This window comes from Burkholderia sp. BCC1988 (genome assembly GCF_905339895.1).
Lineage (GTDB): Bacteria > Pseudomonadota > Gammaproteobacteria > Burkholderiales > Burkholderiaceae > Burkholderia.
In genome coordinates this window covers 112,446-133,434 of sequence record NZ_CAJPHA010000023.1, presented here as the reverse complement: position 1 = coordinate 133,434, position 20,989 = coordinate 112,446, and the positions used below count along the sequence as shown (strand labels likewise).

The 20,989-nt window shown below is 68.9% G+C and carries 15 protein-coding genes and 1 pseudogene; 12 read left to right on the top strand and 4 right to left on the bottom strand.

The window, feature by feature from the left end; all coding sequences use genetic code 11:
- The 3 genes and pseudogenes from U4012_RS28655 to U4012_RS36015 form a co-directional block, all read right to left on the bottom strand.
- Positions 1-372, bottom strand: coding sequence for a response regulator transcription factor (locus tag U4012_RS28655; RefSeq protein WP_321802591.1), 372 nt, complete (start codon positions 370-372; stop codon positions 1-3).
- 102 nt (positions 373-474) lie between these two features.
- Positions 475-1,074, bottom strand: a complete 600-nt coding sequence (locus tag U4012_RS28650; RefSeq protein ID WP_321802589.1) for a hypothetical protein — start codon at positions 1,072-1,074, stop codon at positions 475-477.
- Between the two features lie 670 nt (positions 1,075-1,744).
- Positions 1,745-1,960 (bottom strand): annotated as a pseudogene (locus U4012_RS36015) (winged helix-turn-helix domain-containing protein); the annotation flags it as partial.
- 309 nt (positions 1,961-2,269) lie between these two features.
- Here U4012_RS36015 and U4012_RS28640 point away from each other — a divergent pair.
- Positions 2,270-7,393: an AAA family ATPase gene (locus tag U4012_RS28640; protein WP_321802585.1), complete on the top strand. Its 5,124-nt coding sequence runs from the start codon at positions 2,270-2,272 to the stop codon at positions 7,391-7,393.
- A 40-nt stretch (positions 7,394-7,433) separates the two neighbouring features.
- On the opposite strand, the gene U4012_RS28635 is transcribed toward U4012_RS28640, so the two are convergent.
- A complete protein-coding gene (locus U4012_RS28635; RefSeq protein ID WP_321802583.1) occupies positions 7,434-8,705 on the bottom strand; it encodes an NAD(P)/FAD-dependent oxidoreductase in 1,272 nt (423 codons plus the stop codon).
- 206 nt (positions 8,706-8,911) lie between these two features.
- Between U4012_RS28635 and U4012_RS28630 the strand changes: the two genes are divergently transcribed.
- The 11 genes from U4012_RS28630 (at position 8,912) to U4012_RS28580 (ending at position 20,942) form a co-directional block, all read left to right on the top strand.
- Positions 8,912-9,184 carry a ubiquitin carboxyl-terminal hydrolase 14 gene (locus tag U4012_RS28630; RefSeq protein WP_124521100.1) on the top strand — a complete coding sequence of 91 codons (273 nt, stop codon included), beginning with the start codon at positions 8,912-8,914 and terminating at the stop codon, positions 9,182-9,184.
- A 134-nt stretch (positions 9,185-9,318) separates the two neighbouring features.
- The gene (locus tag U4012_RS28625; protein WP_124529611.1) at positions 9,319-9,801 is read left to right on the top strand and encodes a VOC family protein; all 483 of its coding nucleotides are present in this window, start codon (positions 9,319-9,321) and stop codon (positions 9,799-9,801) included.
- A 1-nt stretch (position 9,802) separates the two neighbouring features.
- On the top strand, positions 9,803-11,029 hold the full coding sequence (locus U4012_RS28620; protein WP_321802579.1) for an FAD binding domain-containing protein: 1,227 nt from the start codon (positions 9,803-9,805) through the stop codon (positions 11,027-11,029).
- 79 nt (positions 11,030-11,108) lie between these two features.
- Positions 11,109-11,468 carry a DUF485 domain-containing protein gene (locus U4012_RS28615; RefSeq protein WP_321802577.1) on the top strand — a complete coding sequence of 120 codons (360 nt, stop codon included), beginning with the start codon at positions 11,109-11,111 and terminating at the stop codon, positions 11,466-11,468.
- Positions 11,465-13,111 carry a cation/acetate symporter ActP gene (gene actP / locus U4012_RS28610; RefSeq protein WP_321802575.1) on the top strand — a complete coding sequence of 549 codons (1,647 nt, stop codon included), beginning with the start codon at positions 11,465-11,467 and terminating at the stop codon, positions 13,109-13,111. The genes U4012_RS28615 and actP overlap by 4 nt, the downstream gene beginning before the upstream one ends.
- Positions 13,112-13,140: 29 nt before the next feature.
- Positions 13,141-14,286, top strand: a complete 1,146-nt coding sequence (locus U4012_RS28605) for an amidohydrolase family protein (protein WP_321802573.1) — start codon at positions 13,141-13,143, stop codon at positions 14,284-14,286.
- A gap of 161 nt (positions 14,287-14,447) precedes the next feature.
- Complete coding sequence (locus tag U4012_RS28600; protein ID WP_321802571.1) at positions 14,448-15,572, top strand: FAD-dependent monooxygenase; 1,125 nt, start codon at positions 14,448-14,450, stop codon at positions 15,570-15,572.
- Positions 15,573-15,777: 205 nt separating this feature from the next.
- Positions 15,778-16,476 (top strand): hydrolase, encoded by a 699-nt coding sequence (locus U4012_RS28595; RefSeq protein ID WP_321802569.1) that lies wholly within the window; start codon positions 15,778-15,780, stop codon positions 16,474-16,476.
- A gap of 424 nt (positions 16,477-16,900) precedes the next feature.
- The gene (locus tag U4012_RS28590; protein WP_321802567.1) at positions 16,901-18,184 is read left to right on the top strand and encodes a cytochrome c; all 1,284 of its coding nucleotides are present in this window, start codon (positions 16,901-16,903) and stop codon (positions 18,182-18,184) included.
- Positions 18,181-18,681, top strand: coding sequence for a (2Fe-2S)-binding protein (locus tag U4012_RS28585; protein WP_321802565.1), 501 nt, complete (start codon positions 18,181-18,183; stop codon positions 18,679-18,681). Before U4012_RS28590 ends, U4012_RS28585 begins: the two co-directional genes overlap by 4 nt.
- Positions 18,681-20,942, top strand: a complete 2,262-nt coding sequence (locus tag U4012_RS28580; RefSeq protein WP_321802563.1) for a xanthine dehydrogenase family protein molybdopterin-binding subunit — start codon at positions 18,681-18,683, stop codon at positions 20,940-20,942. The genes U4012_RS28585 and U4012_RS28580 overlap by 1 nt, the downstream gene beginning before the upstream one ends.
- Positions 20,943-20,989 lie beyond the last annotated feature (47 nt).

Here is a 20,989-nt window from a genome sequence, read left to right as displayed (position 1 = left end):
TCACGCAGGCGGTGCGCCGGATGCGACCCGATCGATCAGGTCGAGCATGTCGTCCGATGGAAACGGCTTGCGCAGGAACGCGACCGCGCCTTGCGCGAGCGCCCGGCGCACCGACTCGTCGTCGCCGTGCGCCGACATGAAGATGACCGGGAGCGTCGCGTTGCGCCGCACCAGAAGGCGCTGGACGTCGAGACCGCTCATGCCTTTCATCTTCAGGTCGAGCAGCACGCACGCCGCGTCGTCGAGCGGGCCGGCAGCGAGGAATTCCTCGCCCGACGCGAACGGCAACGCTGTATGGCCCGCCGATTTCAGCAGGCTGGCAAGACTCTTTCGGACCGACGCATCGTCATCGATGATGCAAACAAGGGCCATGAAATAAGAACCTGAAAATTGTGCCAATCGAGAACCTCGCCGTGCGGCCCGCGCCGCAACGACAGGGGTCGCCGCTGCGCGCGACGTCCGTGCGGCGCCGGTTCACGCCCACGCCCCGGCAACCAGCACGGGTTGCGTCGACGCCGGTGCCGACGCCGGCTGCGGCGCGTCCGCGAGCGCGTCGGTCGCAAACGACGCGCGCCGCGCGTGGAGGCGCCCGGCCTCGCCCGATTCCGCCAGTTTCTCGAGCGCATACGCGCGCACGACCTCGAGCAACGAGTACCGCTTCGACAGTCCGACCGAATGGACGACCAGCAGCGATTTCGACGCCAGGCCGACGAGACAGTCGAGTACCTCCTCCGCACCCATTTCGTCGCAGGCGGCGAGCGCACAGGCCGCGTCGAGCCGGAACGCATCCGGAAACACCGCGAGACGACATAGCACGGTGCGCTCCATCGCGTCGAGCAACCGATAACTCCACTCGATGGTGGCCCTCAGGGTCTGCTGGCGCGGATGGGCCGTGCGCAGGCCGCCGGACAGCGACAGCACGGACTTGTCGAGATCCGCCGCCAGCCCCTCGATGCCGAGCGAAGCGACACGGGCCGCCCCGAGCTCGAGTGCGAGCGGCAGGCCGCTCAGGCGACGGCAGATCGTCGCGATCGCGTCGAGCGTCTTCGCGTCTGCCGGGAGGTCCGTACCCATCGCGCGCGCGCGCCAGGAACATGCGGACCGCGCCGCTCGCCACGATCTCGCCGGCGTTCGCGCCCGTCGGCGGCACCGGCAGCGGCCCGACGGGATAGACGCGCTCGCCCGCGACGCGCAAGGGTTCCCGGCTCGTCACGACGAGGGTCGCGCCGGGGTTCGCATCCGCGATCGCTTCGCTCAGATCCGCCAGTTCGTCGACGTACGGCTCGACGTTGTCGAACACCAGCATCACGCGCTGCTGACCGATCGCCCGCACGACCTCCGCCGGTCCCGCGCTCGCGCCGCCCGGCAGACCGAGCGCGTCCAGTACCGCGAACGCAGGCGTCGCCCCGGCCTGCAACCCGGCCATATCGACCCGGACCATTTCGATCCCGTGCGCCGCCGACCACGCCGTCGCGACCTCCAGCGCCAGATGCGTCTTTCCGACGCCGCCGGGGCCGACCAGCGTGACGAGCGCTTCGTGCTCGAGCAATCCGTGCAGTTCGGCCGCTTCCGACTCGCGGCCGATCATCGGACATTTGCGCGGCGCAGCACCCGCGCGGGCACCGCCGGCCGGTTCAAGCGCGGCGGGCCGGCGCTCGCCCCACGCAAGGTCGGCCGGCGGCGCGAGCCGGTAGCCGCGGCCCGATTCGGTCCGGATCCACCCGTGCTTGCCGCCGAACAGCTTGCGCAGCGTCGAGATGTGGACCTGGATGTTGTTCTCGACCACGATCGTGTTCGGCCACACGGCCTGCATGATCTCGTCCTTCGACACGAGCCTGCCGGCCGCCTTCACCAGCAGCTCGAGGATCTCGAATGCCCGGGCACCGATATACCGGGGCTGCCCGTCGACGCAGACTTCGCGGCATTCAATGGAAACCGTCACCCGCCCGAACGTGTACATGATCCGCACTCGCTTATGCTGCGTGGCACCTTGCGCCGCCTCGCGACGGCGCGCTTCTGGATGGCCCGTCCGGCGGGCAGCGATGCATGCCGGGAGGCTTGACCGTATCGTAGTTCGCAACCGTCGCCGCGAACATTATCCATAGGTCTAGTCCGGCATCGGTGGTCGTCGGGGCCTCGGGGGTACTGCAAAATCCGCCGGGCTGTCGGACAATGCACGGGTCGCCGCACGGACGTGCGGCGACCGAGCCCGGCCGATCCCGCATCGTGAGCCGTTTTCGCCCTGCTCCACTCATTCTGCCGCGCCACCGTGAATCAGCCCTTGCGTGACCCCGACGACTCGAACCGGATCGATGCCGAATGGCTCGCGCGCGCCAGCCTGTCGAATGTCGTGCGCTCGGGCGACGTATTGACGTTCGACCTGACGGACGCCGCGACGGGACACGTGTGGTCGGCGCGCCAGACCGGCTGGGAATTCGATCAGCGCTGCCGGCAGTTCGAGCAGGAATACGCACTGGCCGGGACCCTGGAACCGGCCTGGGCGCTCACGCCGACGGCGCTGATCCGCGCGGCCGACGGCCCGGTACTCGTCTATCCGCGCCGGGACGTCCGTGCGTTCGATACGCTGGCGGACGGCCGGCTGCCGCTCGACGTCTTTCTCGACACGGCGATCGGCGCCGCGCGCACGCTCGGCGAACTGCATCGGCGCGGCTGGCTGCACGGCGATCTCCAGCCGGCCAGTTTCGTCGTCGCACCGGACGGCACGGTCATGCTCCGCTCGTTCGCGCATGCGCGGGATCGCGGCACGAACCATGCGGCGGCGGGCACGATACGCACGGAGTTCGCCGCATACGCGGCACCGGAAGTATCGGAAGGCGCCTCCGTCGACGAGCGTGCCGACCTGTACGCATTCGGCATCACGCTGTTCCGCCTGCTGACGGGCGCGATGCCTTACAAGGCCGCGTCGACGTCCGAGTGGGTCCACGCGCACGTCGCAATCCAACCGTCGCCGCCGGCGGCGTTTCGCGGCGACGTACCGGCCATCCTGAACGACCTGATCCTGAAGCTGATCGCCAAGGAACCGGCCGATCGCTACCCGTCCTGCGAAACGGTGCAGCACGATCTCGAGCGGATCCTGCACGACTGGCGGGAAGCGGGCCGCGTCGAGCCGTTCGCGCTCGGCGGCCGCGATCCGTTCGCCAGCCTGCATTCGCTCGACCTGCCGGTCGGCCGCGACGCGGAAATTCATCGGCTCGAGGCGATCCTCGCCGCGGTCAGGCAGACCGGCGAAACGGCCATCGTCCTGATCGACGGACCGGCCGGCGTCGGCAAGACCGCGCTCGCCGAACACTTCGTCCGTCATGCGCGCGCCGTGTCGCGCACCGGGTGGTGCACGTCGGCCAAGGTCGACCGGTTCCAGCCCGCGCGGCCGTACGCGCCCGTGCTGCAGGCGTTGCGCGCGCTGTTCGGCAGCGCGCTGGCCAGGCGCGACGACGAAATCGCGGCGATCGCCGCGCGGCTGCGCGACTGCGTAGGCCGTCAGGCGAGCCTGCTTGCCGCGATCTTCCCGGAAACCGGCTGGCTCCTCGACGTCGAGCCCGTCGCGTTCGACCACACCGATGCGGTTCCGGCATTCCATCTGTGCCAGATCGTCGTGAATGCATGCCGCGCGTTCGCCGCACCGGCCGAACCGCTCGTCATGACACTGGACGACATCCAGTGGGCCGATGACGCGACGCTCGGTTTTCTCGCCTCGATCGCGCTCGATCCGCCGGCGCATTTCTGCATCGTCGCCGGCTACCGGAGCGGCCCGCTGGACGACTACTCGCCGGCGTTCCGTCGCTTCCTCGAGCAGCTCGATCCCGGCCGCCTGTCGTCGCTGACGCTCGCGCCGCTCGATGCGCCCGACGTCACGCGCATGCTGGCCGGCATGCTCGGGGAAGCGCCGGCCCGCTTGTCCGGGCTCGGCGACATCGTGCACCGCAGGACGAGCGGCAATCCGTTCTACATCCAGCAACTGCTGCGCACGCTGATCGACGAGCAATTGCTCGGCTATGATCCGGCGCGCCAAACGTGGCACTGGAACGAGGACGACATCGACGCGCGCCACCAGACCGAGAACGTGGTCAGCCTGCTCGCGATCCGGATGCAGCGCTTGCCGCACGAATCGAGAACGCTGCTGGCGCTGATGGCCTGCATCGGCATCGACACCGACGAAGCGCTATTGGGCGCCGCCGCCGGCAAGACGCTGGCCGAACTCCGCTTCTGGATGGACCCGGCGCGACAGATGGGCCTCGTGTCGCTTTCCGGCACCCGCTGGCGCTTCGTTCACGACCGCATCCTCGAAGCCGTCTACGCGCTCACGGGCAGCCCGGAGCGCGCGCGGCGCCACGCCCGGATCGCCGCCGCGATGCTCGCCCGAGCGGGCACGCCGTCACCCGAATCCCGGCTGGCATTGGCCGCCCAGATCGAGCTGGCGAAAGGCGCGCCGCTCGACGACTCACGCGCGCTCGCGTTTGCGGGTGCGCTGGTCGACGCCGCGGAGGCCGCGGCCACGGCCGCCGCGCGCGATCGGGCGCTGTCGTTTCTCGCGTCGGCGCAAGCGCTGCTGGGCCCGCATGCGTGGTCGCGACACTACGGTCTCGCCAGCCGGATCGGCATATTGCACAGCGGCCTGCTGCTCGCGATGGGCGCCACCGCGCAGGCGTCCGACGCGATCGACGCGCTCATGGCGCGGACGCGCACGCCGGCCGACCGGGCCGAGGCGCATCGGCTGAAGGCCGCCCAGCTCACGGTGGAGTCGCACTACCGGCAAGCGATCGACGTCGCGCTGGCCGGGCTGGCGCTGCTCGGCGTCGAACTGCCCGCCGAGCCGGTCGAGGCCGATCTCGCGGCGGCCTGCGATGCGGTGCGCGCGGCGCTCGACGGCCGCGCCATCGCCGACCTGGTCGACCTGCCCGTGATGACCGACACGCGCGTGGAAGCCACGATGGCACTGCTGACCGCGCTCGAAGCCGCGATGTTCTATCCGAGCGGCGGGTTGATGCTGCTGCATTTCGCGACGATGGTGCGGCTGACGCTGCGCCACGGCGTCACCGCCGCGTCGGTGCAGGGGCTCGCGTGGTACGGCGTGAGCATCGCGGAGCACCACGGCGCGTATGAAGACGGCTTCGAATTCGCCAAGGTCGCGCTCGCGCTGGTCGATCGCCACGGCTTCGAGCGCTATCGCTCCGCCACGCTGATCGCGCTCGACCAGGTGAGCGTCTGGACCCAGCCGCTGTCCTACGCACTCGAACGCGCACGCGATGCGAAAGCCGCGGGCAATGCGAGCGCCGAGCTGCGATGGATGTGCTACAGCTGCAATCACATCGTCAGCGATCTGTTGTCGATGGGCGAGGCGCTGCCCGCGATCCGCGCCGAAATCGACCCGCTGCTGGAGATCGCGCGTGGCGCGCACTACGACGACATCACCGACCTCGTCTCCACACAATCCGAATTCATCGATGCGCTGCAGTTCGGCCAGGACCGGCTGATCGGCAGCTGGCGTGCCCGTGCGTCATCGCGGACCCCGATGTCGGTCCTGGCGTTCTGGACCGACGTGCTCGCCGGCCAGGCGGCCTTCATCTTCGGCGACGCCGCGACGGCGCGCGCATCGCTCGATGCGGCCGCGTCGAGTGCATGGTCGACGCCCGCGCACATCATGCTTGCCGATTTCCACCTGTTCAGCGTGCTGGCCGGGATCGCATGCGACGACGGCGCAACGCCGCCCGAACGCATGCTCGAACGCTTCGCGCCCCGGCGCGCCCGCTTCGCGGTGTGGAGCGAGCGAAATCCCGGAACGTTTCTCAACAAGCTCGCGCTGATCGATGCCGAGTTCGCGCGCGTGCGCGGCGAGCACGTGGTCGCGATGCAGCAGTACGAAACGTCGGCCAGCCTCGCGGCGGAACACGGCTTCGTGCACGAACAGGCGCTCGCGCACGAGCGGGCCGCGCAGCATGCCGCGTCGCTCGGGCTCGCCGGCCAGGCCCGTCATCAGTTGCGGCTCGCCCATGCGTGCTACCGGCGTTGGGGCGCGACCGGCAAGACGCGGGCGATGGAAGCGCAGCATCCGTTCCTCGTGATGGATCCGTCGCCGGGCGGCCCGGCCGCGCCCGCGCGCGAGGATCTCGATTTCGCGCTCGCGATGCGTGCCGCCCATTCGTTATCCGAAGAAATCGTGCTCGAGCGCCTGATCCAGACGCTGATGCGCAACATGCTCGTGTACGCCGGCGCCCGCTATGGCCTGCTGCTGCTCAACCGGCGCGACCGGCTGACCATCGAAGCGGTGGCACGCATCGCGGGCAGCGACGTAATCGTCGACATCGCCCGCAGCGAACCCACCGAACAGGACGTGCCGCTGTCGATCCTGAACACCGTCGCGCGCACGCGCAAGCCGATCGTGCTCGAGAATGCGCAGCGCGACGGCGTTCCCGATCACGTCGACAGCCTGCGCGCGCACCCGACGCGCTCGCTGTTCTGCCTGCCGCTGTTGAAACAGGGCGCGCTGGTCGGCGTGCTGTATCTCGAGAATGCGCTGAGCAACGGCGTGTTCTCGCCGCGGCGCATCGCGATGCTGGAAGTGCTCGCGCCGCAGGCGGCCAACGCGCTCGAATCCGCGCGGCTTTACGCAGAACTGATCGACGAGAACGCGCGCCGGGTCGAGACCGAGGCCGCGCTGCGGCACGCGCGCACCGAGCTCGCGCGCACCGCGCACATGACGGTGATGGGCGAACTCGCCGCATCGATCGCGCACGAGATCAATCAGCCGCTGACGAGCATCGTGTCGAGCGCCGGCGCGGGCATGCGCTGGTTGCGCGGCCCGCAACCCGATCTCGACGAGGCGCTCGCGAGCCTGGACGACATCCGTGCATCCGGCGTGCGCGCGGCCGACATCGTCCGCGCGTTGCGATCGCTCGCGCGCCAAACGCCGCCCGCGCTGGCGCCGGTCGCGATCGACGACCTGATTCGCGACATGCTGCGTCTCACCGAAACGGAAATCGACGCGAAGCAGGTGGTGCTGCGCACCGAACTGCACTGCGACGGCATCTGCGTGATGGCCGACCGCACCCAGATCCAGCAGGTGATCCTCAACCTCGTCACCAATGCACTCGACGCAATGGACGGACTCGTCACGCAGCGCGAACTCGAAATCGCGTCGCAGGTCAGCGACGGCCATGCGGTCGTCCGCATCGCCGATCGCGGCGCCGGCATCGCTGCGGACATCGCCAACCGGATCTTCGATCCGTTCTTCACGACGAAATCGCACGGCATGGGAATGGGACTCGCGATCTGCCGCTCGATCATCGAGGCGCATGGCGGCACGCTCGAAGCCGCGCCGCGCGACGGACACGGGACCGTGATGACGTTCCGGCTGCCGGTGTCGACGCGCGGCTGATACCGGCGGCCAATGCATCGCGGCGCCGGCGCAGCACGGCTCAGGCTCCGCCCTGCCGCTGCGCGTCCTCGCTCAGGAAGCGGTGCACGAAGGTCACGGCCATCGCCCCTTCGCCGACCGCCGACGCCACCCGCTTGACCGAGCCCGACCGGACGTCGCCCGCCGCGAACGAACCCGGCACGCTCGTTTCGAGATAGTAGGGCCGGCGCTCGAGCGGCCACACGCGCCCGAATTCAGGACAGTCGTAGAGGTCGCTGCCCGTGACCAGGTAGCCGCTCTCGTTGCGAATGATGTTCGTGTCCCTCGCCCATTCGGTGTTCGGCGCACCACCGATGCAGACGAACAGGTGCGTGGCCGGCAGCACTTCCCGCGCACCGTCTTCCGTGCGCAGCACGATCGCCTCGAGCCGGCCGTCGCCCTGCAACGCGTCGACGGTCGTGCCGTAGCGGACGGTCACGTTCGGCATGCGCTCGATCCGGTCGATCAGGTAGCGCGACAGCGTTGCCGCGAGCGATGCGCCGCGCACGATCATCGTGACTTCACGCGCGTGCCGTGCGAAGTTCATCACCGCCTGCCCGGCCGAATTTCCGCCGCCGACGATGAACACGTGCTTGCCCTCGCACATCGGCGCCTCGCTCGATCCCGCGCCATAGAACAGGCCCGCGTTGAGAAAGCGCTGTTCGTCCGGCAGACCGAGGCTGCGGTATTCGATGCCGGTCGCGCAGATATTCGCGCGCGCGGTCAGAATCGAGCCGTCGGCCAGGTCGACGCGAATCTTGCCGTCGACGAACGTCGCATGCACGCCCTCGCGCATCATCAGCAGCTCGACGCCGAACTTGACCGCCTGCTGGCGCGCACGCTCGGCCAGCTCGGCGCCCGGTATGCCGTCAGGGAATCCCATGTAGTTCTCGATCAGCGAACTCGTCCCCGCCTGTCCGCCGACCGCATCGCGCTCGATCACGACGGCCCGCAACCCTTCCGATGCCGCGTAGACGGCAGCCGACAGGCCCGCCGGGCCGGCACCGTAGATCGACAGGTCATACTCGATGAAGCGCGGCCGCGCGACCCAGCCGAGCTTGGCGGCGATCTCCGGCAGCGTCGGCTGGTACATGCACGTACCGTCCGGAAAGACGACGACCGGCAGCCGGACGTCGCGCAGCGGCGCGATGCCCAGCTCGCGCACGCAATCGGTGTCGGACGTCAGTTCGCACCACGCGTACTCGACCACGCCGCGCTTCAGGAAATCGCGAATTGCGTAGGCTTCCTTGCTGTTCGGCAAACCGATTACCCTGACATGCTGAGACTGCGTCATGAAGCCCTCCCGGCGACCGCACCGCGACATTGCACCCCGGCCGCACTTGCGACTGTACGTCGTCGTCGCCATCGCGCCGCGACGTTTAATAAGAATTAAGGTCCGCTCGCGCCACGACCGTCCACAATGAATCCTGTCCGCCTCCGCTTGCAGCTTCGTGCCGGCCGCGCTGCGAGCGCTCTGCGGCGCCGGCATCGGAGCGAAAGATGACTACCACCTGCAGTCACCTCGGCGAAGCGCGCGTCCTGCACACCGACAAGGACTACTGCGAGGAATGCGTGAAGTCCGGCAGCCGGTGGGTGCATCTGCGCCTGTGCCTGAGCTGCGGGCAAGTCGGTTGTTGCGACTCGTCGCCGAATCGCCACGCGAGCCGGCATTTCCACGAAACCGGCCATCCGCTCGCCCGTTCGATCGAGCCGGGCGAGCGCTGGGTATGGTGCTACGCGGACGAAGTCATGGCCGGCGAAATCGCGTCGTAGCGCATCGCGCGCCGGCATCCGGCACCCATTTCCACTGCGGGTAAACACCGCTCGATCGCGGCTTTGTCCTGCCGATCTTTTCCACTAGAATTTATCGAACGATAACTTATCGACTGATAAACACGAGGTGTCCCATGCCTGTATCCAGACTTGCACACTACTCGATCCGCACGCTCGATCTCGAGAAATCGTGCCGGTTCTATGAACGCGTGCTCGGCTTCAAACGCGGCTATCGTCCGCCGTTCGACTTTCCCGGCGCATGGCTCTACAAGGGCGGCGACGAGGCCGATTACGGCACCGTGCACATCATCGGCGTCGATCCGTCCAATCCGGACGGCCTTGCCGCCTATCTCGGCGACAAGGCGCTGCCGGCCGCCGGCACCGGCACCGTCGACCACATCGCGTTCCTCGCGACCGGCGTCGAGGCGACGTGGCGCACGCTGCGCGCCGAGAACATCCCGTGGCGCGACCGCACGGTGCCGAGCCTCGGTCTGCACCAGGTCTTCATCGAGGATCCGTCCGGCGTGACGATCGAACTCAACTTCCCTGCCGCCGAGGTCGAGGGCCTCGCGCTTCCCGACGCGGCCGCATCGGCCGGCGCATCCACCGGAGACTGACATGAACGACATCACTGCAAGCAAACGCAAGGCCGCCATCGTCGGCGGTTCGCTGGGCGGGCTGTTCGCAGCCAACCTCCTGCTGCGCAACGGCTGGGACGTCGACGTGTACGAACGCGTGCCCGAGGCGCTGTCGGGCCGTGGTGCCGGCATCGTCACGCATCCGGAACTGTTCGACGTGATGCTCGCCGCGGGCGTGCGCATCGACGCGTCGATCGGCGTCAAGGTCGAGTCGCGCATCACGCTTTCGCAGGACGGCGCCGTGGAATCGGAACGGCGCTTGCCGCAGACGCTCACCGCGTGGAGCAAGATGTACCACGTGCTGCGTGCGGCGCTGCCCGATCAGCACTATCACGCGGGCGCCGTCGTGACCGACGTCGCGGACGGGCCGGAGCACGCGTCTATCACGCTGTCCGACGGCTCGGTCGTGCATGCCGATCTCGTCATTGCCGCCGACGGGTTCCGCTCCGCGATTCGCGAGCGGCTGCTGCCGGACGCGCAGCTGCAATACGCGGGCTATGTCGCATGGCGCGGGCTGGTCGACGAAGCCGCGCTGTCGGAAGCGACCCACGCGAGCCTGTTCGACAAGTTCGCGTTCGGCTTGCCGCCGCACGAACAGATCCTCGGCTACCCGGTCGCCGGCCAGGGCAACAGCACGCAACCCGGCGAGCGCCGCTACAACTTCGTCTGGTATCGCGCGACGCGCGAAGACACCGACCTGCCGAACCTGCTGACCGACGAGACCGGCAAGCTGTGGGCCGGCGGCATTCCGCCGACGCTGATCCGGCGCGACGTCCTCGCCGATCTCGAGGACGCGGCCGACGCGCTGCTCGCGCCGCAGTTCGCCGAAGTCGTCGCACGCGCGACGCAGCCGCTGTTCCAGCCGATCTACGACCTCGAAGTGCCGCGCATGGCGTTCGGCCGGATCGCGCTGCTCGGCGATGCCGCGTTCGTCGCGCGGCCGCACTGCGGAATGGGCGTCACGAAGGCGGCCGGCGATGCGCTCGCGCTCGTCGCGTCGCTCGCCACGCGCGCCGACACGCTCGACGCGCTGTGCGAATACAGCGAGACGCGCACCGCCTTCGGCGTCGCGATCGTGCAGCACGCGCGCCATCTCGGCGCGTACATGCAGGCACAACTGAAAAACGACACCGAGCGCGAAATGGCCGAGCGCTATCGCACGCCGGAAGTCGTGATGCGGGAAACCGCGGTGCCGCCGCATTTCTGAGCCAGGCGCGGGCGGACGTCGCGTACGAGACGCGAGGTCCGCAGCGCCGCCACGACATCCGATCCCTCAAGGAGACACCGTGAACCACCCGCTTCCGGCCACCGCCGGCACCGCGCCCGACCTGGATTCGCCGCCGCAGGCCATGCATCCGCTGCTGCGCGATGCCCGTTTTCGCACGCTCGTCAGGCGCAGAAGGCTGCTCGCCTGGTCGCTGACGCTCGTCATGCTCACCCTCTATTTCGCGTTCATCCTCACGCTCGCGTTTTCGCCGACGCTGCTCGGTCAGCCGATCGTGCCGGGCCGGCCGACGCCGTGGGGCATCCCGGTCGGCTTCGGCATGTTCGTCGTCACGTTCGCGCTCGTCGCGCTGTACGTATTCCAGGCCAATTCGGTCCACGACGCGCTCGTCGCGTCCCTTCGTCACGGAGACACGCCATGAAACGCCTGCTCCTCGCCGCGATCGCCGCCGCCGGCACGGCACCGGCATTCGCGGCCGGCCCCGCGGCGATCGCACACGGACACAACCCGGTCGCGATCGGCATGTTCCTGCTGTTCGTCGCGTCGACGCTCGTCATCACGCGCTGGGCCGCGCGCAAGAACCACAGCGTGGCCGACCACTATGCGGCCGGCGGCCGGATCACCGCGTTCCAGAACGGCTGGGCGATCGCCGGTGACTACATGTCCGCGGCATCGCTGCTCGGCATTTCCGCGCTGGTGTTCACGAGCGGCTACGACGGCCTGATCTATTCGGTCGGCTTTCTCGCGAGCTGGCCGATCATCCTGTTCCTGATTGCCGAGCCGCTGCGCAACCTCGGCAAGTACACGCTCGCCGACGTCGTGTCCTATCGCCTGCGGCAACGGCCGATCCGCGCGTTCGCGGCGTCGAGCTCGATCGTCATCGTGCTGCTGTATCTCGTGTCGCAGATGGTCGGCGCGGGCAAGCTCGTCGAGCTGCTGTTCGGCCTCGACTACACGGTCGCGGTGCTCGTCGTCGGCGTGCTGATGGTCGTCTACGTATTCTTCGGCGGGATGCTCGCGACCACCTGGATCCAGATCATCAAGGCCGTGCTGCTGCTCGCCGGCGCGGCGTTCATGGCGTTCATGGTGCTCGGCCGTTTCGGCTTCAGCCTCGACGCACTGTTCGCGCAGGCAGTCAGCGTGCATCCGAAGCATGCGGCGATCCTGCGTCCGGGCGGCCTGGTCTCCGATCCGGTCTCCGCCGTGTCGCTCGGCCTCGCGCTGATCTTCGGCACGGCGGGCCTGCCGCACATCCTGATGCGCTTCTTCACGGTCGGCGACGTCAAGGCTGCCCGCAAGAGCATCCTCCATGCGACCGGCATCGTCGGCGTCGGCTACGTGCTGATCGTGATCATCGGCTTCGGCACCATCGCGCTCGTCGCGCCGGACCCGCAATACCACGACGCGTCCGGCGCCGTGACGGGCGGCGCGAACATGGTGGCGATCCACCTCGCGCACGCGGTCGGCGGCAACGTGTTCCTCGGCTTCATCTGCGCAGTCGCGTTCTCGACCATCCTCGCCGTGGTCGCCGGACTCACGCTCGCGGGCTCGTCGGCGATCTCGCACGATCTCTACGCGAACGTGCTGCGCCGCGGACGCGCATCCGACCAGGAGGAAATGCGCGTGGCGCGCGCGACGACCGTGGTGCTCGGCGTGCTCGCGATCCTGCTCGGCGTCGCGTTCGAGAAGCAGAACATCGCGTTCATCGTCAGCCTCACGTTCTCGATCGCGGCGAGCTCGAACTTTCCGGTGCTGCTGCTCTCGATCTACTGGCGCGGGCTCACGACGCGCGGCGCGGTGCTCGGCGGCCTGCTCGGGCTCGCCACCGCCGTCACGCTCACGGTGCTGAGCCCGACGGTGTGGGTGACGGTGCTCGGTCATGCGCATGCGGTCTATCCGTACGAATACCCGGCACTGTTCTCGATGGCGGCGGCGTTCGCCGGCGTCGTCCTGTTCTCCGTCACCGATCGCTCGGCCCGCGCGCGACACGAGCGTGCGCAGTTCGACACCCAGCTCGTCGCGTGCGAAATGGGCACCACAACGGGCACCACACAACGCGGCTGAGCCGCACGATTCGAAGAGCCGACATCCTCATGAGACATCCCACGTTGACCTGCACCTGCTGCCCGTCGCCGGCCCGGCGACGCCTGCTCGGCACGTTCGCCGCGCTCGCCGGCACGGCCTTGGCCGGCCGTTCGGCATCGGCCGCCGCAACCGCGAGCACGCCGGCCGCATCGGCCACCGCGCCGCTGCAGCGGCCGCGCGCGATCGACATCCACGCGCACTACTACCCGGAAAGCTTTTGCAATCTGGTCGGCGGCGAAGGCAAGCGCTTCGGCGGGTCGTTCACGTGCGACGACGCGTCGTTCACGTTCCGCACGCCCGCCGGCGGCCTCGGGCCGCTGCCGATGAAGTTCATCGACGTCGACGCGCGGCTGCGGGACATGGATGCGTCCGGCGTCGACGTCCAGGCGCTGTCGCTCAGCGTGCCGATGGCGTACTGGGCCGACCGGCCGTTCAATGCGAAGCTCGCGCGCGACTGGAACTCGGCCGCGTCGCGCGTCTACGAGCGGCATCCGACGCGCTTCGTCGTACTCGCGACGCTGCCGATGCTGAACGCGACCGACGCGATCGACGAACTCGAGCGCGCCGCGCAGCTGCCGGGCGTGCGCGGCGTGTACATGGGCACCAACATCGACAATCGCGATCTCGACGACCCGTCGTTCGCACCGGTCTTCGCGCGCATCGAGCAACTGAACCTGCCCGTGTTCCTGCATCCGCAGCAAACGGTCGGCGGCGCACGGCTCGGCGATTTCTACCTGAGCAACCTGCTCGGCAATCCGTTCGACACGGCGATCGCCGGCGCGCACCTGATCCTCGGCGGCGTGCTCGACCGTCATCCGAACCTGCACTTCACGCTGCCGCATGCCGGCGGCGCGTTGCCGATCGTCGCGGGGCGCCTCGACGCGGGCTGGACCGTGCGCCCCGAAACGCGCCGGCTCGCGCAGAAGCCCAGCAGCTATCTGCGGCGCTTCAGCTACGACACGGTGTCCCACTCCGGGCCGGTGCTGGACTTCCTGATCGCGAACGTCGGCATCGACCGGCTCGTGCTCGGCAGCGACTACTGCTTCGACATGGGTTACGAACAGCCGGTCCGCTTTCTCGACCGGCTCGACCTGAGCGCGGCCCAGCGCGCGCTGATACTCGGCGGCAATGCGGGAAAGCTGCTGCGGATCTAGCGCGATCGGGCCGTCATGTCGCGCTCGCGCGACGACGCTTGCGCGATCGGCGCAGCCCGCCGGCCGACATGCCATCATCCGGCGAGCCGTCGGCACGGCGCGGCAAACGTCGCCGCGCAGCCGGACCACCATGCCGCCTTTCGAACAAGGAGTCACGCACGATGAAAATAGTCATTGCCGGCGGCTCGATCGCCGGTCTCGCGACCGCGCTGACGCTCGATTGCATCGGTCACGACGTGACGGTCTACGAGCGCGCGCCGTCTCCGCTGCGCGGCCAGGGCGGCGGCGTGGCCGTGCTGCGCCGGATGATGGCGTTTCTCGAACAGCATGGCCGTCATTGCCGGCAGATGATCAGCGTGCCGACGCGTCGGCGTCGCTGGATCGAGCGCGACGGCAGCGTCACGCGGGACGAACCCGAAATGCTGCCGTTCTCGTCGTGGGACGCCGTCTACCGGTCGCTGTGCGACACGCTGCCGCGCGGACGCATCCGCTATGGCCGCACGGTCAGCGGCTTCACGCAGGACGCGACGGGCGTCGACGTGCACCTGGGCGACGAACACGTTCGCGCGGACGTGCTGGTTGCGGCCGACGGGTCGGGCTCGACCCTGCGCACGCACCTGTTTCCCGGCTACGCGCCGTCATTCGCGGGCTATCTCGCGTGGCGCGGCATCGTCGACGAAGCCGATTTCGACGTTGCCGCGATCGCGCCGCTGGTCGAGAACATGACCCTTCACAAGGCGCCGGGCGAGCTGTTCATGGCCTTCCTGATTCCCGCGCTCGACGGCTCGCTCGCGCCGGGCGCGCGCCGTTTCAACTGGCTGTGGTATCGCAACGAAACCGATCGCGCGGCGCTGCGCCGCCACCTGACCGATCGTCACGGCAACGTCCATCACGCGTCGGTGCATCCGGGGATGCTGGCCGACGAGGTCGTCGGCACGCTGCGGCAACTGGCGCAAGCGCGCTTGCCGGCATCCCTGTCGCAACTGGTGCTCGCCACGCGCGCGCCGTTCAACCAGGCGATCTTCGACGCGCTGAGCCCCGCCTTCGTCGACGGCCGCGTCGTGCTGATCGGCGATGCGGCGTGCACCGTGCGCCCGCATACGGCCTCCGGCACGTCGAAGGCGGCAGGCGATGCGGTGTCGCTCGCGCAGGCGCTGCCGGCCGACGCGTCCGATGTCGTCGAGCGTCTCGCGCAATGGTCGGTGCGACGACGGGAGGACGTGATCTCGTTGCTCGAGAAAGGGCCGCAACTGGCCGCCTCGTTCGGCCTCGGCACGCCGCCATGACGCGCTGCCGGCGCGGTTCGCGCGTCGGCACGCGCACGTCGCATCGGCACCGATTCATAACGTTTTATTTCCGCCGACCGATTCCCGCTCCTAAGCTTGACACGTCGGCGCGCGATTTCGTTCAGCAACCCCGCTGCGTCGACCCGGCGCGGCGCAGCCATTCGGGCTCCGTCATGCATTCCATTCGACCCGCGAGGCCAATATCATGCGTAATCCTAAACTTGATGTCCTGACGCCCCATAACTGTCAGATGCTGTTCATCGACCTGCAGCCCCAGATGGCACTGGGCGTGCAGTCGATCGACCGGCAGACGCTGAAGAACAACGCGGTCGGGCTGGCGAAGGCCGCGAAGGCCTTCGACATTCCGACCACGATAACGACGGTCGAGACCGAGAGCTTCTCCGGCTATGCGTTCCCGGAACTGCTCGACGTCTTTCCGAACCAGCCCGTCCTCGAACGTTCGTCGATGAACTCGTGGGACGACCAGAAGGTGCGCGACGCACTCGCGAAGAATGGTCGCAAGAAAGTGGTCGCGGCCGGTCTGTGGACGGAGGTGTGCAATCTCACCTTCGCGCTGTGCGCGATGGACGAAGGCGAATACGAGATCTACATGGTCGCCGACGCATCGGGCGGCACGTCGAAGGAAGCGCACGAGTACGCGATGCAGCGCATGATCCAGGCCGGCGCGGTACCGGTCACCTGGCAGCAGGTGATGCTCGAATGGCAGCGCGACTGGGCGCGGCACGAAACCTACGATGCCGTGATGAACATCGTACGCGAACATTCCGGCGCATACGGGATGGGCGTCGACTACGCATACACGATGGTCCACAACGCGCCGCAGCGCACGAAGGAACCGCACGCGATGCTTGCGCCGGTGCCGGCACCGATCGCGCGCAGATGACGGCAGACGAAACGGCCGACGATCGCGGCCGCGCCCCGGAACCCGCCCGCCGCCTGCGTTCAGAACGTTTCAGCGCGGTTTCAGGAAACGGCGCTGCCGCCAGCGTAGACTGCCCCCATCAGTTGCCGAGCGGGCCACGGACCGCGTGCGCGACACACCTCTCCTGGAGCGACGACATGATCTCCGCCGCGAATCGCTGCCGCCGGACCGGCTTGTCATGGCCGAACCGGTCGGCGATGCACCGTCGCCACCCGGCGGCCCCTGCTGCAATTTCCTGCGCCGGCACGTGCCGGCAAAGCCGCGCGCGCTGGCCCGCCTGTCACGGCAAGCGGATCCGCGCCGCGGCGTGCGAACCGCACGGCCGGCGTCCGCTCCGTTGCCCCGCCGACCGCATGACGCCGGAACCGGCTCGCCGGGAGTACGCATGAAGCACAAACGACTCTGGTTCGGCGCGGCGGTTGTCGCGGTCGTCGGTCTCGCGGTCGCGATCGGCATCATGGTCCGGCCGTCGATCGCGCCGGTCGATCCGCCCGCGCGCACGTCTTTCGATCCGCAGCTCGTGCGCGCGGGCGCACGCGTCGTCGCGCTTGGCGACTGCGTCGTGTGCCACACCGCGAAGGACGGCAAGCCGTTCGCCGGCGGCCTGCCGCTCGCGACGCCGTTCGGCACGATCTACGCGACCAACATCACGCCGGATGCCGACACGGGCATCGGCCGCTGGTCGCAGGCCGCGTTCGCGCGGGCGCTGCGCAGCGGCATCGCCCGCGACGGCCATCCGCTCTACCCGGCGTTTCCGTACATTCATTTCACGCGGATGTCCGACCAAGACATCGAGGCCGCATACGCGTACCTGATGACGCGCGAACCGGTGCAGACGAAGACGCCGGCGAACGACCTGATCTTCCCGCTCAACTTCCGGCCGCTGGTCGCGTTCTGGAACGTGCTGTTCCTGCGCGAGGGCGCGTACCAGCCCGATCCGTCGCAATCCGCGCAATGGAATCGCGGCAAGATGCTCGTCGACGGCCTCGGGCACTGCGCGTCCTGCCATTCGCCGCTGAACGCGATCGGCGGCGAACAGGCCGGCAAGGCGTTCGACGGCGGCATCGTCGACGGCTGGGACGCGCCGCCGCTCAACACGCTCGGCAACGCGGCCCGGCCGTGGACGCAAGCGCAACTGGTCACGTACTTGCGCACCGGCCGCGCGAGCGAGCACGGCGCGGCTGCCGGACCGATGCTGCCGGTCACGCGCGATCTCGCGACGGTGCCGGCGGAAGACGTCGAGGCGATCGCCGCGTACATCCTGTCCATCCAGAAGCCGGCCGCCGCGCGTCCCGCAACGACGGCCGCCGCGGAACACGGCCCGACGACGCCGGCCGCGCAGCGCGGCGCGGTGCTGTTCCAGGCGTCGTGCGCGCAGTGTCACGGGCCGGCCTCGCCGATGCAGTCGATCGGCGAGCGGCCGACGCTCGCGTTCAGCACGGCCATCCATGCCGACACGCCGCGCAACGCGATCCAGATGATGTTCAACGGCATCGGCTGGCATGGCGAGGACACGCTGAACTACATGCCGTCCTACCTCGACCAGTACGACGACGCGCAGATCGCGGATCTCGCCGCCTACCTGCGCGAGACGTATTCCGATCGCCCCGCATGGAGCGGCATCGACACCCTAGCCGCGAAGCTCAGAAAGGAGGACCGCGCACCATGATCGCCCTCACCGTGAACGGCGTGCGGCACACGCTCGACATCGATCCGTCGACGCCGCTGCTGTACGCGCTGCGCAACGACCTGCACCTGCACGGCGCGAAATTCGGCTGCGGCCTCGGGCAATGCGGCGCATGTACCGTGATCGTCGACGACAAGCCGATGTTCTCGTGCCTGATTCCGGTCGCCGCGCTCGGCGAGCGTCGCGTCAGAACCGTCGAAAGCCTCGGCACGGCCGACCATCCGGGCAAGCTTCAAAAGGCGTTCATCGACCACCAGGCGGCGCAGTGCGGCTACTGCATCGCGGGCATGATCATGCGCGCGCAGGCGCTGCTCGAACGCAACCCGAAACCGACCGAACGCGAGCTGCGCACCCACATGGAACCGAACCTGTGCCGTTGCGGCACCCACATGCGGATCCTGGCCGCCGTGCGCCAGGTCGCGGGCCTGCCGGAGCCGGAACCGTCCGCCGCGCCGGTCATGATCAGCAAGGGAATCTGATGAACGCACCCGACGACATCGACGAAGGCCGCCGGCACTTCATGGTCTCCGGCGCGCTCTTCGTCGCGTTCAGCCTCGCGCCGGCCGCGCGCGCGGCCGCCGAAGTCGTGATCGCGGACGAAGGCGCCGCCGTCCACGTCGCCAAGGCCACCGAAACGCTGGCCGGCAGCCTCAAGACCAACCCGCTGCTCGACGCGTGGATCAAGATCGCGCCCGACGGCAAGGTCACCGTGTTTACCGGCAAGGTCGAGCTCGGCACCGGCGTGCGCACCGCGTTGCTGCAGGTGGCCGCCGAGGAGCTGAACATGAAGCCCTCGCTGATCACGTTCCTGACCGCCGACACCGGCGCGTCGCCGGACGAGGGCCTGACGGCCGGCAGCCACACGATGGCGGACAGCGGCTCCGCGCTGCTGAACGCCGCCGCGCAGGTGCGCGGGCTGCTGGTCGACGGCGCGGCGAAGCAGTTCGGCGTCGATCCGCGCACGCTCACCGTCGCCGATGCCGTCATCAAGGCGCCGGACGGTCGCACGATGCGCTACGGCGACGCGGTGCGCACCGTCGACCTGCACCGCAACGCGACGCCGACCTCGCCGCTGAAGCCCCCGGCCACGTTCACCGTGATCGGCACGTCGCTGCCGCGCGTCGACATCCCGAACAAGGTCACGGGCGGCGTCAGCTACGTGCAGGACATGGAACTGCCGGGCATGCTGCACGCGCGCGTCGTGATGCCGCCGGTGTACGACGCGGCGCTGCAGTCGTTCGACGAAGCCGCGATCCTGAAGATGCCGGGCGTCGTGCGGATCGTGCGCAACGGCAGCATGCTCGCGGTCGTCGCGCACGGCGAATGGCAGGCGGTCGTCGCGCAGCGCGCGCTGGCCGCAAGCTGCCGCTGGTCCGGCGGCCGCACGCTGCCCGATCGCGCGACGGTCCACGCGGAGCTGAAGCGAATCGCGACCCAGCGCATCGAAATCGCCAACACGCATGCGCCCACCGCGCCGGCGACGAAGACGCTGTCCGCCACGTTCCTGAAGAACTACCTGCTGCACGGCTCGATCGGGCCGTCGTGTTCGGTCGCGCATCTCGAGAACGGCACGCTGACGGTGTGGACCCACTCGCAGGGCGTCTACCCGCTGCGCGACGCCCTCGCCGAGATGCTGTCGCTGCCGAAGGCGAGCGTGCGCTGCATCCACACCGAGGGTTCCGGCTGCTACGGGCACAACGGCGCGGACGATGCGGCCGCGCATGCGGCGCTGATCGCGGCGGCGATGCCCGGCAAGCCGATCCGCGTGCAATGGATGCGCGAGCAGGAACATACGTGGGACCACTTCACGCCGGCGATGGTCACCGAGCTCAGCGCGTCGCTCGACGCGGGCGGCCGCATCGTCGACTGGAACTATGCGCTGTGGAGCAGTTCGCACAACGAGCGCATCGTCAATGCCGGCCGGCTGCTGCCCGCGCGGATGCTCGAGCCGCCGTTCGTGTCCGCGCCGTCGACGCCGATGCTGCAGCCCGAGGGCGGCGGCGATCGCAACGCGATCCCGCTCTACGCGCTGCCCAACATGCACATCGTCAACAACTTCTCGCCGACGATGCCGCTGCAGACTTCCGCGATGCGCTCGCTCGGCGCGCACACCAACGTGTGGGCCATCGAGAGCTTCATGGACGAGCTCGCGCACGCGGCCGGCGTCGATCCGGTCGAATTCCGCCTGCGCCACATGCAGGACCCTCGCGCGCGGCAGGTGATCCAGCTCGCCGCGGCCCGGTTCGGCTGGCCGCGGCCGCCGCGCGCGCGCAACCGCGGCGTCGGCTTCGCGTTCGGCAAGTACAAGAACCTGATGGCCTACGTCGCGATCGCGATCGAGATCACGGTCGAGCCGGAGACGGGCCACGTGACGCTCGATCGCGCGGAAGTCGCGGTCGACGCCGGCCAGGTCGTGTCGCCGGACGGCATCCGCAACCAGATCGAGGGCGGCATCGTGCAGGCCGCCAGCTGGACACTGTACGAGGCGCTGAAATACGATACGCAGCGCATTCGCAGTTTCGACTGGAGCAGCTATCCGATCCTGCGGTTCGGCTCGGCCCCGCAAAGCATCAAGGTGCATCTGATCAATCGCCCCGGTGCGCCGTTCCTCGGCGCGGCCGAGGCGTCGATGGGGCCGACCGCGGGCGCGCTGGCCAACGCGATCTTCGACGCGACCGGCCAGCGCATGCGCGAAATGCCGTTCGCCGGCGATTCGCTCAGGAAACGGATCGACGCATAGCCGCACCTCACAACCGACCGCGCCGGCACGGACCGGCGCCGGCAACC